Below are 14,999 nucleotides of genomic sequence, written 5' to 3'. Positions count from 1 at the left end.
GCAAAGGAGATTTAGTTTATGACCGACCACCCCAGCACCTACCGCGCCGAAGACACCCACCGCCCGGGCATCCAGTGGGACGACCGCGCCAGCCTGCACCGCGTGGGCGATGGCGACGGCGTGTTCGACGGTGCCAAGGGATTGCGGCAGGGCACCTTCGCCGACCTCATCCGTCACATCATGCTGATGAGTCCCGACGAGCGCGGCGACTATTATGTCGAGAAACTCGGCGACCGCGAATATCATGCAGAGGAAATCGCTACGCTCGCAGCGCGCGACGATTTTCCGCGCGGCTGAGGAATCACAGAATGACCACGATCGCCGATTTCACCGTATCGACCAGCAAGGGCCAGCCGCTCGATCTGCAGGAAAAGCTCGGCAAGGTCCTGCTGGTGGTGAACACGGCCAGCAAATGCGGATTTACGCCGCAATATGATGGGCTGGAGGAGCTATACCAGCGCTACGGCGACAAGGGCTTCGAAGTGCTGGCCTTTCCGTGCAACCAGTTCGGCAATCAGGAGCCGGGCGATGCCGAAGAAATCGAGCAGTTTTGCAAGGTCAATTTCGGCCTCACCTTCCCGCTGATGGCCAAAGTGGACGTGAACGGAGACGACGCCAGCCCACTGTTCGACTGGATGAAGGCGGAGGCGCCCGGCCTGATGGGTTCGAAGGCGATCAAGTGGAACTTCACCAAGTTCCTGATCGACCGCGAAGGCAATGTCGTGAAACGCTACGGCCCGGCCGATGCGCCGAAGGGCATTGCGAAGGATATCGAAAAGCTGCTGTAACCAGCCGCTGACGCCGCACGAAAGACCGGTCATGCTTGCCGATATCAACCAATGGTTTCTCGCTCTCGGCGCCCAATATGGCGTTAATCCCTACATCTTCGGCGGGATTTACGTCGGGGCGATCCCCTTCTTCCTGCTCTCGATCGGCTGGCTGGTAAAGCGCGCCCGTGCGGGCAGATCGACTGTGCTGCCGACCATGCTGGCGGGGTTCTTCTTCGTGTCTGCCTATCTCTATCTGGCGATCGCGGGACGCAATATCCCGGTGTGGGTCTGGATCTTCCTGGCCGCGCTGGTGATCTATGGCGCATTCTCGACGATCCGCGATACGCGCAGGAAAATCCGCGAGGGCTGATTTCTCCACGCGCTGTGGAGAAACAGCGCTCCCGGAGCCTTCCGAATCCAAACAAAAAGCTTACCTTGCTCGCATGAGCTACAAGCCTTTCGTCCCTTTGCGCGTGCTGTCTGCCTATACGATGCTCGAAGGGGCGATCGATCCCAAGGCGATGGCCAAGCTGGCGAAAGAGCGAGGGTTCCCTGCGATCGCGATTGCGGACCGCAACGGCCTCTATGGCGCGGTGATGTTCGCCAATGCCTGCAAGGCGGAAGGTATCCAGCCGATCATCGGAACGCTGCTGGGCGTGGCGCGCGATGCCGAGGGCAAGCAGGTCGACTATCTGCCGCTCTATGCGCAGGATGAGGCGGGCTATGACAACCTTTGTCATCTGGTCTCGAAAGCGCATCTCGAGCGCCCGCTGGAGTTCGAACCGCATGTCGCGATGGCAGACCTCGAAGGGCATACCGACGGATTGCTGGCGCTGACAGGCGCGAGCGAAGGCGCGGTGACGAGACTGCTCGCGGAAGGTCAGCAGAGCCACGCCGAAGCGGCGCTCGACCGCTTGCAGGCGCTCTTTCCGGACCGCCTCTATATCGAGTTAGCGCGGCGCGGGAACGAGGTGGAACAGCGCGCGGAGGAGGCGCTGGTCGACCTAGCCTATGCGCGTGACCTGCCGCTCATCGCCACCAATCCCGCCAACTACGCCGAGCCTCACATGCACAAGGCGCATGACGCCATGCTGTGTATCGCCGGGTCCACACATGTCGATGCGGAGGAGCGCGCGCGCTCCAATCCGGAAAGCTACGTCAAGACCTACCACCTGATGGACGAGGCGTTCGCCGACCTGCCCGAGGCGGTCGAGAATACTATCGTTCTCGCGCAACGCTGTGCCTACGCGCCGCCCTATCGCGACCCGATCTTGCCCAGCCTTGCGGGCGATCTGGAAGGCGAAGCGCGGGCGCTGGAAGAGGACGCGCGTAAAGGCCTCGAAGCCCGGCTGGAGCCCTACGGCGAGATGTCGGAGGAGGACCGCAAGGTCTATTTCGACAGGTTGAAGTTCGAAGTCGATATCATCAACCAGATGGGCTTCCCCGGCTACTTCCTGATTGTTGCCGACTTCATCAAATGGGCCAAGGATCAGGACATTCCCGTCGGCCCGGGCCGTGGCTCGGGTGCAGGCAGCCTCGTCGCCTGGGCGCTGACGATTACCGATCTCGATCCGATCCAGCTGGGCCTGCTATTCGAGCGCTTCCTGAATCCAGAACGCGTGTCGATGCCCGACTTCGACATCGACTTCTGTGAAACGCGGCGCGGCGAGGTGATCCGATACGTCCAGCAGAAATACGGCCACGATCATGTCGCGCAGATCATCACCTTCGGTAAGCTGAAGGCCCGCGCCGTGCTGCGCGATACGGGCCGCATCTTGCAGATGAGCTACGGCCACGTGGACCGGCTATGCAAGATGGTGCCCAACCATCCGACCGACCCCTGGACGCTGCCGCGTGCGCTGAACGGGGCGGCAGACTTCAAGCGCGAATACGACAACGACAATGAGGTGAAGCGCCTCGTCGATCTCGCGATGCAGCTGGAGGGCTTCCCGCGCAACAGCTCGACCCACGCGGCGGGCGTCGTAATCGGGGATCGCCCGCTGGCGCAGCTGGTCCCGCTCTACCGCGATCCGCGCTCGGACATGCCGGTGACGCAATACGACATGAAGAATGTCGAGAGCTCCGGCCTCGTGAAGTTCGACTTCCTCGGATTGAAGACGCTGTCGGTACTCAAGAAGGCCACCGACCTGCTCAAGCGGCGCGAGATCGACATCGACCTCTCGACGCTGCCGCTGGACGACCCCAAGGTCTACGAGCTGATGAAGGCGGGCAATACGGTCGGCGTGTTCCAGCTGGAATCGGAAGGCATGCGGCGCACGCTGACCGCCGTGAAGCCGACCAATTTCGGCGACATTATCGCACTCGTCTCGCTCTATCGTCCGGGTCCGATGGACAACATCCCGCTGTTCGGCAAGCGCAAGGCGGGCGAGGTTGCGATCGAGTATCCGCATCCCAAGCTCGAGGGTATCCTCGCCGAGACATACGGCATCTTCGTTTACCAAGAACAGGTCATGCAGGCCGCGCAAATCCTCGCCGGATACTCGCTCGGCGATGCCGACCTGCTGCGCCGCGCTATGGGCAAAAAGGTGCAGGCCGAGATGGACGCTCAGCGCGAGCGGTTCGTCGAGGGCTGCAAGGAAGTCTCCGGCATCGAGAAGGCCGAGGCGAATGCACTGTTCGACTTGATCGACAAGTTCGCTGGCTATGGCTTCAATAAATCGCACGCCGCTGCCTACGCCTTGCTCGCCTATCAGACGGCTTGGCTCAAGGCGCATTATCCGGAAGAGTTCTTCGCTGCGTCCATGTGCTTCGACATGCACCAGTCGGAAAAACTGGCTGTGTTCGTCGACGATGCGCGGCGCAGCGGGATCAAGGTGCTGCCACCCGCGCTGAATTATTCCGAGGCCGAATATAGCGTCGAACAGACCGACGATGGCTATGCCGTGCGCTATGCGCTGGCAGGCATCCGCAATGTCGGCGAACGGGCGATGGAAGCGATCGTCCACGAGCGGGAGATCAGTGGAAAGTTCGAGAGCCTGCAGGACCTGTTCGAGCGGCTGCCCAAGGGTTCGATGAATTCGCGCCAGCTGGAGGCGCTTATTTCGGCCGGCGCGCTCGACGAATTCGAGACCAACCGGGCGAAGCTGTTCGCCAATGCCGACATGCTGCTCGCTATCGCAGACGCTGCCGAGCGCGAGCGGTCGAGCGGACAGGCGGCGCTGTTCGGCGGCGACGATGCGGCGACCGAGGACACGCTCCGCCTCAAGGATGCCGATCCCTGGCCGCGCGCGGAGCAGATGGCGCGGGAGAAGGAGAACTTCGGCTTCTACTTCGCGGAGCATCCTGTCGAGGCGTGGCGTACGGTTGCGAGCGCGCAAGGGGCGCGCAGCTACGCCTCGCTGATGGCCAGCGGTGCCCCTCCCGGCGGGCGCGCAGGTGCGGTGATGGCAGCCATGGTCGAGAAGGCCAGCAAGGGCACCACCAAGCGCGGCAAGCCCTTTATCCGCGCCGATTTCTCCGACAGTTCGGGCCAATTCAGCGCCGCTTGCTTCGAGGAGGGCATGGTCGACCGCTTCCTCGAATGGGCCGATAACCAGACCTGCGTGAAGCTCGATGTCGAGCTCGACAGCCCGAGCCCCGACGAACCGCCACGGATCACCGTGCGCGGCGCAGTGCCGCTCGATGCAGTGAAGGGCAGCATGGCGATGCTGCTAACCCTCGAAGTCGAGAGCGTCGACGCGCTGACGGACCTGGCGCTGGCCTTGCAGACCGCTGGCGAGGGCGGCGACGAGGTGATGGCGACTTTGAACACCGGTGATCCCGATCCTCCGGTGGTGCGCCTCGGCCGTGCATTTTCCATCGATGGAGAGCTCGCTGAACGCTTGGCAAGCGTGCCCGGCCTTGCCAAGGTGCAGCTGACCGCGCGACGGGGGAAGGCAAACTTGCGCCTCGTCGCCTGAAATCGGCGAGAGGAGAGCATATGTCGTTAGGCGCCATGCAGGATTGGACCATGCGGATTTCGCATGTGATCGACCATGCTGCGAGAGAAGCCCCCAACCGCGAAATCGTGACCCGCTGGGCCGATGGCAGCGAGACGCGCACCGACTGGGCAGGCATCCACCGCGATGCGCGCAAGATGGCGCAGGCGCTGCAGGCGCTCGGCCTCGAGCCGGGGGACAAGGTCGCGAGCCTTGCAATGAACCATGCGCGCCACCTCGTCAGCTGGTTCGGGGTCGCGGGGATGGGCGGCGTGCTCCACACCTGCAACCCGCGCCTGTTTGAAGAGCAGCTGGAATATATCGTCGGCCATGCCGAAGATAAGGTGATGCTCTACGATGCGGCCTTCCAGCCGATCATCGACAAGATGCGCGACCAGTGGCCGACGGTCGAACACTATATCTGCTTCGATCCGCCCGAAGGCAGCGACGTCACGGCGTTCGAGGACTGGATCGGCGCGCAGGACGGGGAGTTCGAGTGGGTCGCGGGCGACGAGCGCGATCCCTGCATGATCTGCTACACCAGCGGCACCACCGGCAACCCCAAGGGCGTCCAGTACGAGCATCGCTCCACCGTGCTCCACGCGCTCGCCGGCTTGCAGCCGAGCACGTTCAATTTCAGCGCGTCCTCGGTCATGCTTCCGGTCGTTCCGATGTTCCACGCGGCCAGCTGGGGCCTGCCCTATGCTGGCGCGATGGCGGGGATCAAATTCGTGTTCAGCGCGGTCAACGATCCGGCTGTGCTCGACGAGATGATGAAGAAGGAAGGCGTCACCGACAGCGCCGGCGTGCCGACTGTCTGGCTCGCTCACTTCCAGTATTGCGATGCGAACGACATCGAGCTGCCGAAGCTGCACGCGGCGACCATCGGCGGATCGGCCGCGCCGCGCTTCATGATCGAGCGGCTGATGAAGAACGGCACGCGCGTCCAGCACGCCTGGGGCATGACCGAAACCTCGCCGATCGGCACGGTCGGCGGCCCGACGGCGGATTGGGACGAAATGACCTTCGAACAGAAGGTCGAGAAGACGATGAAGCAGGGCCGCCCGATTTTCGGGGTGGAGCTGCGCACGGTCGATCTCGACGATCGCACCAAGGTCCTGCCGCGCGATGGCGAGGCATCGGGTGCGCTGCAAATCCGCGGTCCGTGGGTGGTGAAGCGCTACTTCAAGGCCGAAGAAGATGCTCTCACCGCAGATGGCTGGTTCGACACCGGCGATGTCGCCATCCTGCACCCGGATGGCACGATGCAGATCACCGACCGCACGAAAGACGTCATCAAGTCCGGCGGCGAATGGATCAGCTCGGTCGAGCTCGAGAATGCGGCCGTCGGCCACCCGGCCGTGGCCGAAGCGGCCTGCGTCGGGATGTTCCACCCCAAGTGGGACGAGCGCCCGGTGCTGTTCGTGGTCAAGAAGGAGGGCAAGGACTGCACGGCGGAGGAGGTCGTGTACTTCCTCTCCGACAAGGTCGCCAAATGGTGGCTGCCCGATGCAGTCGAATTCGTCGACGACATCCCGCACACCGCGACCGGCAAGATCAGCAAGAAGGATCTGCGCGATCGGTTCAGCGACTATACGCTCGCCTGACGCGGCCGTGCGTACCGCAGTAGCGGAGTATGCCGCTGCGGTGTAGGCGATCTATGCCCATCACGTCGCGCACAGCACGGCGACCTTCGATACCGTGGCTCCGGACGAGGCGTTCTGGCGCGAGAAGATCGGCGCGGTTGCAGCGCATGGCTGGCCGTTTCTCGTGGTGGAGCGGGACGGCGAGGTGAGGGGCTATGCCTATGCGACGCAATTCCGCGACCGCGCGGCCTATGCGCACACTTGCGAAAACAGCATCTACATCGCCGACTTACAGCGCGGTTCGGGCCTCGGCTCCACCTTGCTGGCGGCGCTGGTCGATGCAGCGGGCGACGCAGGCTTCGAGCAGATGATCGCAGTCATCGGAGGGGGCGAACCCGCCTCGGTGGCGCTGCACGGCAAGCTCGGCTTCGTCGAGGCAGGGCGGATGCGGCAGGTCGACATGAAATTCGGACGGCGGCTCGATACAGTTTACATGCAGCTATCCCTGCATAGATAAGCTGCGACAGTCGCTCGCAAGACTTTTCAAGGAGTATTCGAATGCCCCGCTTTCGCCCTGTTTTCGCACTGGCCCCACTGGCTTTGATCGCCTGCGCGCAGGCCGCCTCCGCCAGTACCATCGACGTAGCGAAGACCCCGTGGTGCGGCTGCTGCAGCGAATGGATCGAGCGGATGCGCGACGCCGGTTTCGAAATGACCGTGCGCGATGTGGAGAACACGACGCCTGTCGCGGATGCGGCAGGTGTGCCCGCCAACCTGCGCAGCTGCCACACGGCGACGGTCGAGGGGTATGCGATCGAAGGCCATGTGCCTGCCAAAGACGTACGGCGCCTGCTCGATGAGAAGCCGGACGCCGTCGGCCTCGCCGTGCCGGGCATGCCCATCGGCTCTCCGGGCATGGAGGTGGCGGGGCGCAGCCAGACCTATCAGACCGTCCTGATCATGCGTGATGGAAAACACCGCGTATGGGCGACCCATGAAGGGACAGCCGAAGCCCACAATCACTGAGCACGATCGATTCCGGAGAGACCATTTGACCAATTACATCGACCCGAACCGCGCCAATTTCGACGCTTTCAAGGCCCTGCCGCGCGACGAGCCGATCCACATGCTCAACCTGCTGCTCTATCGTGACGAGGCCGAATACCCCGAGGGTCACGAGCATCATGGCAACGGCTGGAGCGGCCGCCGCGCCTATGAGGAATATGGCAAGACCAGCGGCCCGATCTTCCGCCGCGTCGGCGGCTCGATCGTGTGGCGCGGCGCCTTCCAGTGCATGGTCACCGGACCGGACGATCGGCGCTGGCACGACGGCTTCGTGGCGCAGTACCCGAACAGCGGAGCCTTCTTCGAGATGATCAAGGATCCTGAGTACCAGAAGGCGGTGATCAATCGCACAGCAGCGCTAGTGGATAGCAGGCTGGTGCGGTTTGCGCCGGGCGAGGAGGGCGAGGGGTTCTAACCTCTCCGGACCGGGGAGGTTAAAGCAACCGCAGCTGCCCGCCCACCGCAGGCGGTCTGAACTGCGTGCAATCCAGTTCGAACTTCGCTTTGCCGATACCGGCACGTTTGCAGGCGAGGCGGAAGCGGGCGCGGAAGAGGTCGGCCCAGACACCGGTGGGGCGCAGGCGGCTGAAGAAGTTCGGGTCGTTGTCCTTCCCGCTGCGGATCGACTGCACGATGCTCATCACCTTATCGCCGCGCTCGGGGTAGTGGACCGAGAGCCATTCGCAGAACAGCGGAGCAACTTCATGCGGCAGGCGCAGCGGGATCCAGCCGCAGCTATCTACGCCCGTCGCTGCGGCTCGCTGGACGATTTCTTCCATGAACTCGTCGGTTATCGCCGGGATGACCGGCGCGACCGAGCAATGTGTCGGCACGCCCGCATCGGCAAGTTTTCCCAGCGCCTGCAATCGCTTGGCAGGCGATGCTGCGCGCGGTTCCAGCTTGCCGGACAGCTTGGGATCGAATGTCGTCACCGAGATCGCCACTGCCACCAACCTGCGCTCTGCCATCTGGGTAAGCAGGTCGAGATCGTCGAGCACGCGGTCGGACTTGGTGGTGATCGTCACGGGATGCCGCGCATCCAGACAGACCTCCAGCACCGAACGCGTGATCCGGTAATCGCGCTCGATCGGTTGGTAGGGATCGGTATTGGTCCCCATCGCGATCGGCTTCGGCCGGTATTTCGGTTTGGCCAGCGTGGCGCGCAGGATCTCGGCTGCATTGGGCTTGGCGAATAGCTGGGTCTCGAAGTCCAGTCCTGGCGACAGGTCATGATAGGCGTGGGTGGGCCGCGCGAAGCAGTAGACGCAGCCATGCTCGCAGCCGCGATAGGCGTTGATCGAGCGGTCGAAGAAGATGTCCGGCGACTGGTTGAAGCTGAGGATCGTCCGGGGCCGCTCCTCGGTCACATGCGTCCGCAACTTCACGGGAGGTCCGTCCAGCGCCTCCATGTGATCGCGCCAGTCGCCATCGGTCTCTCGCGTGGCGAGGCCGAAGCGCGTCGGCACGCTGGCCGATTGCGCGCCGCGCCCGGCGATGGCTGGCTCCATCCGCTTGTCCATGAATAGAACATAAGTGGAACAAGCGAGTCTGTCGAGTCGTCAGCCGAGCGAAATCTGCAAGGCCGCGCCGCCGAGCCACAAGCCGATCAGCAAAACCGATTCCCAGCCGATCCCGCCTGGTCCCTGTCGTTCGCGCCGGAGCAGGCCGAGCAGGAGGATGCCCGTCATCAGGATCGATAGCGAGATCCAGAACACGCTGCGCTCGCTCATCGCATTGTAGATGCTGCCTTCGCGATAGGCGACGTCGCTGGCGGCAATGAACAGTGCGTCGAACATGTTGCCGCCGATGATCCCGCCGACCGCCAGTTGCAACGCCCCCTTGCGAACGGCGGCGATGGTGGTGACCAGTTCAGGTAGGGAGGTGACGATGGCGGTGCCCAGCGCCCCGACGACGCCCTGCGATATGCCGAGCCTGCCCGAGAGTTCCAGCCCGGCAGTCCCCACGACATAGCCGCACAATCCGACCACGGCGACCATGCCCCCGAAGATCGCGAACAGCAGGGCCAGCGGCCGCCGGTCATCGCACTCATCGTCGTCTTCGTCGCGCGTGGCATCGGTCTTCCGCGGCAGCCACATCGGCCGCTGCTTGATCCGGTGCGCGTTGTGGAGGCCGACGAGGTAGACCATGACCAGCACCGGCGTCAGCGGATTGATGCCGAAGACGGCGAAGGGCGGCGATACCCAAGCCATGATCGGCAGCACTATGAGGATAATTAGCACCGTCGACTGTCCGAGGTTTACCGGGCTGGCCGCTGCATGCTCCAGATTGACCTTGCGATAGGCGACATCGGCGACCGCCAGAAACATGGTCTGGGCAGCGATCCCGCCCATCGCGTTGGATACGGCCAGATCGGGCGCACCGCTCGCCGCCGTGCTGGCGGATGTCACGATGCCGGCGATGCTCGTGCCTGCGCCAAGCAGCACCGATCCGACCAGCGCTTCGCCGAAGCCGGTGCGGTCGGCCAGAGTGTCCGCCAACCCCGCCATGCGCGTACCCACGAGTGCGATCAGCACGGCCGCGCCGCCGAACAGAATCAGGAGCGTCTGCGTCGAAAAGGCCGCTATCTCGAACAGTTTGCTCCCCCGGGTGCGTGCCCGAACGACGCGCGAGGAACGGTAGCGTTCCTACCGTTCGCGCAGGCGCGGCATGAGATCGACGAAGTTGCAGGGCCGGTTGCGGCTGTCGAGTTGTTCGGCGAGGATCATGTCCCAGCCATCCTTCACCGCGCCGTTCGAGCCTGGCAGGGCGAAGATATAGGTTCCGCGCGCCACCACGCCGCAGGCCCGGCTTTGCACCGTGCTGGTGCCGATGGTCTTGTAGCTGAGCCAACGGAACAGCTCGCCGAAACCGGGGATGTCCTTGCTCTTTACCCGGTCCAGCGCTTCGGGCGTGACGTCGCGACCAGTCAGCCCGGTGCCGCCGGTGGAAATGACGCAATCGATCGCCTCGTCGTCGATCCAGCGGTGGAGGTGCGCGGCGATTTCCTCGGTGCTGTCGCGGCTGATCTCGCGAGTGGCGAGGCTGTGTCCGGCGCCTTCGATCCGTTCGGCGAGGATGTTGCCCGAAGTGTCGTCGGCCAGCGTGCGGCTGTCCGACACGGTCAGCAGTGCAATGCTGACCGGCTTGAACTCGCGGCTTTCGTCGATCGCCATTACGCTGCTCCTAATTGGCGCGGGGGAATTGCGGCCAGTCGTTCTCGGCCAAGTCGATCCGGCTGGGCGCAGGCGCGGCTGCCTGGCGCAGATACATCCAGTAATTGCGCATCACGATGGCGACATAGCTGCGCGTCTCCCAATAGGGCAGCGACTCCATGTAGAGCAGTGGATCGTCCTGGTCGCGGACCTCGCTTTCCCAGCGCGCGACCGGTGTCGGGCCGGCGTTGTAGGCTGCCATCACCTTGGGCAGCTTGCCTTGCGTGTAACGCGCCGACCCCAGCGCTTCGAGCGTGCGCTGACCGAAGGCGAGATTGACTGCCGGGTCCTTCAGATCCGCGCCGCTGCTCATGTTGATGGAGGCGGCATATTCGCGCTGCGTGATCGGCATGATCTGCATCAGGCCGATGGCGCCAGCCGGGCTGACCACGCGCTCGCGGAAATTAGATTCCTGCAAGGCGTGTGCGAAGGCGAGGGCGGGATCGACGCGCCAGCCGCCGATCGGCTCTCGGAAGGTGACCGGATATTTGAGGCTCGGCGGAGAGCCGGTGCGCGGGGGCGCGTTGTACGCCATAAAATTCTGCGTGCCGGTGAGCCCGAGCGCGCGGGCAAGCCTGCCCAGCGCTGCGAAATCGTCCGGGTCGCCGGTGCGGACCAGCCAGCGCAGCGCTTCGTCTGCTTGCTCGCGCTGGCCGATCTCTGCGAGCATCACGGCATTGCGCGCCGCTTCCTCCCGCGAAAGGCGCTGCCAGTCACCCGGCGTCAGATCGGGCGTGGTATGCGTATCGGGCAGGGGCTTGCCGAGCCGCTCATGCGCGATCATGCCGTAGAGCGTGTCCGGAAAGCGCGCCGCTCCGCGTAGCTGCTCCGCGGCGTCTTCGGGCTGGCGACAGCGGACCAGCGCACGGCTGGCCCAATAGTGGGCAGCGCTGGACAGTTCCGGATTGTGCGCCGCACCGGCACTGCGTCCGAAAGCGGCTGCAGCGCGCGCGCAATCTCCGAGACGCCAGGCAGCGAGGCCTGCAACCCAGTCGCCTTCCGCGACCCACGCTCCGCTACCGCCGTTGCGGACAGTCTCCGCAATCGCCGAGGCCTGCCCATCGCGGTTCTCGATGTAATAGCTCCAGGCGACCCGCTGCCGCCATTCGGCGCGCGCTTCGGACGATAGCGTGGCATCGACCCCGTCGAGCAGCAGTCGCGCGCCATCGGGATCGTCGTTGCGAATGTGCCCGAGGATCGCCTCGCTCACCGATTGGGGCATGGTGCCGTCGCTTACCGTGCGCGGCAGGGTGCGGCGGGTGATGCCGGATTGACGCACGAGCCGCCGTTCGCGCCGCAAATTGTAATCCCCTTGCAACCCGCGCGTCTGGCCGAGCCGCACGATATTCTCGGCATCCGGCAGGTCGCGGTATTGGGCCAACCACGCTTCGACCCGTTCCAGAGGGATCCGCGGGCTTTCGGGATGGAGATAGTAATGCGCCAGCGCTGCCCCGTGCAGCGGCCCGCTCTCGCGCTGCGCCAGCAGGACTTCGACCCGGTCCCAGTTGCGCGCATTGATGGCTTCGTAGAGCGAGCCGTAATAGCCGCGATCCTCGCTCGACAGAAGGCGCGGCAAGGCCTCGGCATGCGAGCGGGTAAAGTAGTCGACGCTGCTCTGTTGCGCGGCGGCAGGGGTTGCGTAGATCGCACCTGCCACCAAGGCGAGGGCGAGTGTCGGTCGTATCGTCATGCAGTCCATTCCAGCCAGCGATGCCACAAATTCGCGCGCCGCGCGGCGCTTCGGGCAATCTGCGAAAAATCGGGAGCGGCGAGGAGGGGCAGGGTCTTGTCGCCGCACTCCAGCACCAGCGGGTCGCGCACCTTCTCGGGCGCGATGTCGAAGAGCGTCAGCTGCGCCCGGCCGATCGCAAGCACGCGTTCGGGCGCGGCGAGCGCCAGATGGTGGCGCGTCACGTCACCCAGGCCGCGCGCGGCGAGCGAGTTCCATTCCGGCATGGCCATGGGAGCGGGCAGGGTGCTCGCCACGTAAACCTGATGCGCGCCCACGCCCATCGCTTGCAGCATGGCGGTAAGCAGCTTACCCGCGCCGCCGGTCAGCAGGCCCTCGGCGTCATCCGGGTCGGGTTGCGGGACGAGGATGCAAAGTTTCGCCCCCGCAACCCCGCGCGGCGGCACCCGGCGCTCGAGCGATCCTTCGGCCAGCGTCGGCTCGGTCATCCACCATTCGCGAAATTTTTCGAGACTGTCGGGCCAGTTCTCGCGCGCGCCACCAATCGGCGGGCCTGCATCCTGTTGAAGGGCGCGCGAGAGCGGTGTCGCGGGCGGCGGAGGCGGCGGGGCAGCGGGTTTCGGAGCCGCTACGGCATCGTCGCTCTCCGGCTCCGCCAACCATTGCGTCGGTGTTTCGGAATAGTCGAAATCGACCCCCGCCTCGCGCCACCACGCGATCGCCCCTTCCAGTGCCTCGGCTCCGTCGAAATCGCGGGTTTCGGGGGTGTCGTACTGCATCATCGTGTCGGCGCAGGTCTTGACCTCTAACGCCCCAGCAATCAAGGCATCGGCAACACATTTAGCGACGAAAAGAGAGAGACATGAGCGAACGCGAATCCATGCCCTGCGACGTCGTCATCATCGGCGGCGGGGTCGCCGGGATGGCGGCAGCGATCCGGCTGAAGCAGATCAACGAGGATCTGGAAGTCGTCGTGCTCGAAAAGGGCAGCGAAGTCGGTGCGCATATCCTGTCGGGCGCAGTGGTCGATCCCAAGGCACTGAACGAGCTCTTCCCCGACTGGCGCGACATGGATTGCCCGATGGCGGAAACGCCGGTGACGGAAAACCATCACTGGGTCCTGTCCGGCACGGGCATGTCCGAAATGGCGGAAGTCCTGCTGCCGCCCTTCATGCGGAACGACGGCAATTACACCGGCTCGCTCGGCAATCTCACCCGCTGGCTGGGCGAACAGGCCGAAGGGCTGGGCGTGATGGTCTTCCCCGGTTTTCCCGCCGCCGAAGTGCTGTTCGACGATAATGGCGCGGTGTCCGGCGTGGTCACGCAAGACATGGGCATTGCCGAAGACGGCAGTCAGAAGGGCGATTACCAGCCCGGCATGGAAATCCACGCGAAATACACGCTCTTCGCCGAAGGCGCGCGCGGCAACCTCACGAAGAAGATGAAGGCGAAGTTCGACCTGGAGGCGGATTGCCAGCCGCAGGTCTACGGCCTCGGCATCAAGGAATTGTGGGACATCGATCCCGCCAAGCACGAGCCGGGCCGCGTGATCCACACGCAGGGCTGGCCGCTCAGCGAAACCGGCACCTGGGGCGGCGGCTTCATCTACCACCAGGCGGCCGGGCAGGTTGCGATCGGCTTCGTTACCGCGCTCGACTATAAGAACCCCTACGTTTCGCCCTACCAGGAATTCCAGCGCTGGAAGCATCACCCCGATGTCGCCGCGATCCTCGAAGGCGGCAAGCGGGTGGCCTATGGCGCGCGTGTGATCAACGAAGGCGGCTGGCAGTCCGTGCCCAAGCTTGCCTTCCCGGGCGGCGCGCTGATCGGTTGCGCGGCGGGCTTCGTCAACGTGCCGCGCATCAAGGGCAGCCACACCGCGATGAAGAGCGGGATGCTGGCGGCAGAAAGCGTCGCCGCGGCGATTGCCGAGGGCCATGAGCACACCGAGCTGATGGAGTACGACGCGAACCTGCGCGACAGCTGGATCGCCAAGGAACTCAAGCTGGTCCAGAACGCGCAGCCCGCCGTCGCCAAATGGGGCGAGGACATCGGCACCGTGCTGGCCGGGATCGACATGTGGATGCGCACTCTGAAGATCGGCCTGCCGATCAGCATGAAGCACCACCGTGATCACGAGATGCTCGAGCGCGCGGACCTGCACAAACCCATCGCCTATCCCAAGCCCGACGGCGTGCTGAGCTTCGACAAGCTGACCAATGTGAGCTTCAGCTACACCAACCATGCGGAGGACCAGCCGGTCCACCTCAAGGTCCTCGACCGCGAATTGCAGCGGGAAAGCGAGTTCGAGGTCTTCGACGGGCCTTCCAATCGTTACTGCCCTGCCGGGGTCTACGAGTGGATTGTCGAGGACGGCAAGGAGCCGAAGTTCCAGATCAACTCGCAGAACTGCGTCCACTGCAAGACCTGCGATATCAAGGACCCGAACCAGAACATCGAATGGACCACGCCCGAAGGCGGCGGCGGGCCGAACTATCCGAATATGTGATCTGGATTTATCTGATCGGTAGCCTGGAGGGCCGATGAGCGAGCTTGCGCTTGGCATAGTGATGGTTTTCGTCGCAATCGGGGGACTATTCATGATGCGATGGAGTCTGCGGAGTGGCGAGAGCGTAACACCGTGGCCGATCGGTCCAATAACGCGCGAGAAGACACCCCGCCTCTATTGGTTTGGTCTCACCACTTATGGCGCGATCGTGATACTCGGCCTCTATTTC

Annotated in this window: 14 protein-coding genes; 9 read left to right on the top strand and 5 right to left on the bottom strand. The window is 64.2% G+C overall.

All coding sequences use genetic code 11. From position 1 onward, the window contains the following. The first annotated feature begins 18 nt into the window (after positions 1 to 18). The 8 genes from ACSH0F_RS06740 to ACSH0F_RS06705 all read left to right on the top strand — a co-directional run bounded on the left by ACSH0F_RS06740 (position 19) and on the right by ACSH0F_RS06705 (position 7,774). Entirely contained in the window at positions 19 to 297 is a 279-nt protein-coding gene (locus tag ACSH0F_RS06740; RefSeq protein WP_435201169.1) for a hypothetical protein, read from the top strand. An 11-nt stretch (positions 298 to 308) separates the two neighbouring features. Continuing rightward, on the top strand, positions 309 to 788 hold the full coding sequence (locus tag ACSH0F_RS06735) for a glutathione peroxidase (protein WP_435201167.1): 480 nt from the start codon (positions 309 to 311) through the stop codon (positions 786 to 788). 31 nt (positions 789 to 819) lie between these two features. Beyond that, entirely contained in the window at positions 820 to 1,140 is a 321-nt protein-coding gene (locus tag ACSH0F_RS06730) for a hypothetical protein (protein WP_435201165.1), read from the top strand. Positions 1,141 to 1,213: 73 nt separating this feature from the next. Then, positions 1,214 to 4,690 (top strand): DNA polymerase III subunit alpha, encoded by a 3,477-nt coding sequence (dnaE, locus tag ACSH0F_RS06725; RefSeq protein WP_435201163.1) that lies wholly within the window; start codon positions 1,214 to 1,216, stop codon positions 4,688 to 4,690. 20 nt (positions 4,691 to 4,710) lie between these two features. Then, positions 4,711 to 6,315 carry a long-chain fatty acid--CoA ligase gene (locus ACSH0F_RS06720; protein WP_435201161.1) on the top strand — a complete coding sequence of 535 codons (1,605 nt, stop codon included), beginning with the start codon at positions 4,711 to 4,713 and terminating at the stop codon, positions 6,313 to 6,315. Positions 6,316 to 6,409: 94 nt separating this feature from the next. Next, entirely contained in the window at positions 6,410 to 6,811 is a 402-nt protein-coding gene (locus tag ACSH0F_RS06715; protein ID WP_435201159.1) for a GNAT family N-acetyltransferase, read from the top strand. Positions 6,812 to 6,852: 41 nt separating this feature from the next. Then, positions 6,853 to 7,320: a DUF411 domain-containing protein gene (locus ACSH0F_RS06710; RefSeq protein WP_435201157.1), complete on the top strand. Its 468-nt coding sequence runs from the start codon at positions 6,853 to 6,855 to the stop codon at positions 7,318 to 7,320. A 25-nt stretch (positions 7,321 to 7,345) separates the two neighbouring features. Continuing rightward, positions 7,346 to 7,774: a DUF1330 domain-containing protein gene (locus tag ACSH0F_RS06705; protein ID WP_435201155.1), complete on the top strand. Its 429-nt coding sequence runs from the start codon at positions 7,346 to 7,348 to the stop codon at positions 7,772 to 7,774. Positions 7,775 to 7,793: 19 nt separating this feature from the next. On the opposite strand, the gene ACSH0F_RS06700 is transcribed toward ACSH0F_RS06705, so the two are convergent. From ACSH0F_RS06700 to ACSH0F_RS06680, 5 genes are all read right to left on the bottom strand, one after another. Beyond that, entirely contained in the window at positions 7,794 to 8,879 is a 1,086-nt protein-coding gene (locus ACSH0F_RS06700) for a PA0069 family radical SAM protein (RefSeq protein ID WP_435201153.1), read from the bottom strand. A 39-nt stretch (positions 8,880 to 8,918) separates the two neighbouring features. After that, positions 8,919 to 9,911 (bottom strand): sodium:calcium antiporter, encoded by a 993-nt coding sequence (locus ACSH0F_RS06695; protein WP_435202179.1) that lies wholly within the window; start codon positions 9,909 to 9,911, stop codon positions 8,919 to 8,921. A 93-nt stretch (positions 9,912 to 10,004) separates the two neighbouring features. After that, the gene (gene moaB, locus ACSH0F_RS06690) at positions 10,005 to 10,532 is read right to left on the bottom strand and encodes a molybdenum cofactor biosynthesis protein B (protein ID WP_435201151.1); all 528 of its coding nucleotides are present in this window, start codon (positions 10,530 to 10,532) and stop codon (positions 10,005 to 10,007) included. A 10-nt stretch (positions 10,533 to 10,542) separates the two neighbouring features. Further along, positions 10,543 to 12,261 carry a lytic transglycosylase domain-containing protein gene (locus ACSH0F_RS06685; protein WP_435201149.1) on the bottom strand — a complete coding sequence of 573 codons (1,719 nt, stop codon included), beginning with the start codon at positions 12,259 to 12,261 and terminating at the stop codon, positions 10,543 to 10,545. Further along, positions 12,258 to 13,043, bottom strand: coding sequence for a hypothetical protein (locus ACSH0F_RS06680; protein ID WP_435201147.1), 786 nt, complete (start codon positions 13,041 to 13,043; stop codon positions 12,258 to 12,260). Before ACSH0F_RS06680 ends, ACSH0F_RS06685 begins: the two co-directional genes overlap by 4 nt. Positions 13,044 to 13,123: 80 nt before the next feature. Here ACSH0F_RS06680 and ACSH0F_RS06675 point away from each other — a divergent pair, with 80 nt between their 5' ends. Beyond that, a complete protein-coding gene (locus ACSH0F_RS06675) occupies positions 13,124 to 14,770 on the top strand; it encodes an electron transfer flavoprotein-ubiquinone oxidoreductase (RefSeq protein ID WP_435201145.1) in 1,647 nt (548 codons plus the stop codon). The last annotated feature ends 229 nt before the right edge of the window (positions 14,771 to 14,999 follow it).

Origin of the sequence: Qipengyuania sp. 902 (assembly GCF_051195295.1) — a bacterium.
GTDB lineage: Bacteria > Pseudomonadota > Alphaproteobacteria > Sphingomonadales > Sphingomonadaceae > Qipengyuania.
The sequence above is the reverse complement of the archived record's forward strand: the minus strand, read 5'-3'. Positions and strand labels throughout refer to the sequence as shown.

Bases quoted from the DNA above. Each gene is read 5' to 3' on its own strand.
- ACSH0F_RS06740 (WP_435201169.1), top strand. From the start codon at position 19: ATGACCGACCACCCCAGCACCTACCGCGCCGAAGACACCCACCGCCCG.
- ACSH0F_RS06735 (WP_435201167.1), top strand. From the start codon at position 309: ATGACCACGATCGCCGATTTCACCGTATCGACCAGCAAGGGCCAGCCG.
- ACSH0F_RS06730 (WP_435201165.1), top strand. From the start codon at position 820: ATGCTTGCCGATATCAACCAATGGTTTCTCGCTCTCGGCGCCCAATAT.
- dnaE (WP_435201163.1), top strand. From the start codon at position 1,214: ATGAGCTACAAGCCTTTCGTCCCTTTGCGCGTGCTGTCTGCCTATACG.
- ACSH0F_RS06720 (WP_435201161.1), top strand. From the start codon at position 4,711: ATGTCGTTAGGCGCCATGCAGGATTGGACCATGCGGATTTCGCATGTG.
- ACSH0F_RS06710 (WP_435201157.1), top strand. From the start codon at position 6,853: ATGCCCCGCTTTCGCCCTGTTTTCGCACTGGCCCCACTGGCTTTGATC.
- ACSH0F_RS06700 (WP_435201153.1), bottom strand. From the start codon at position 8,879: ATGGACAAGCGGATGGAGCCAGCCATCGCCGGGCGCGGCGCGCAATCG.
- moaB (WP_435201151.1), bottom strand. From the start codon at position 10,532: ATGGCGATCGACGAAAGCCGCGAGTTCAAGCCGGTCAGCATTGCACTG.
- ACSH0F_RS06685 (WP_435201149.1), bottom strand. From the start codon at position 12,261: ATGACGATACGACCGACACTCGCCCTCGCCTTGGTGGCAGGTGCGATC.
- ACSH0F_RS06680 (WP_435201147.1), bottom strand. From the start codon at position 13,043: ATGATGCAGTACGACACCCCCGAAACCCGCGATTTCGACGGAGCCGAG.
- ACSH0F_RS06675 (WP_435201145.1), top strand. From the start codon at position 13,124: ATGAGCGAACGCGAATCCATGCCCTGCGACGTCGTCATCATCGGCGGC.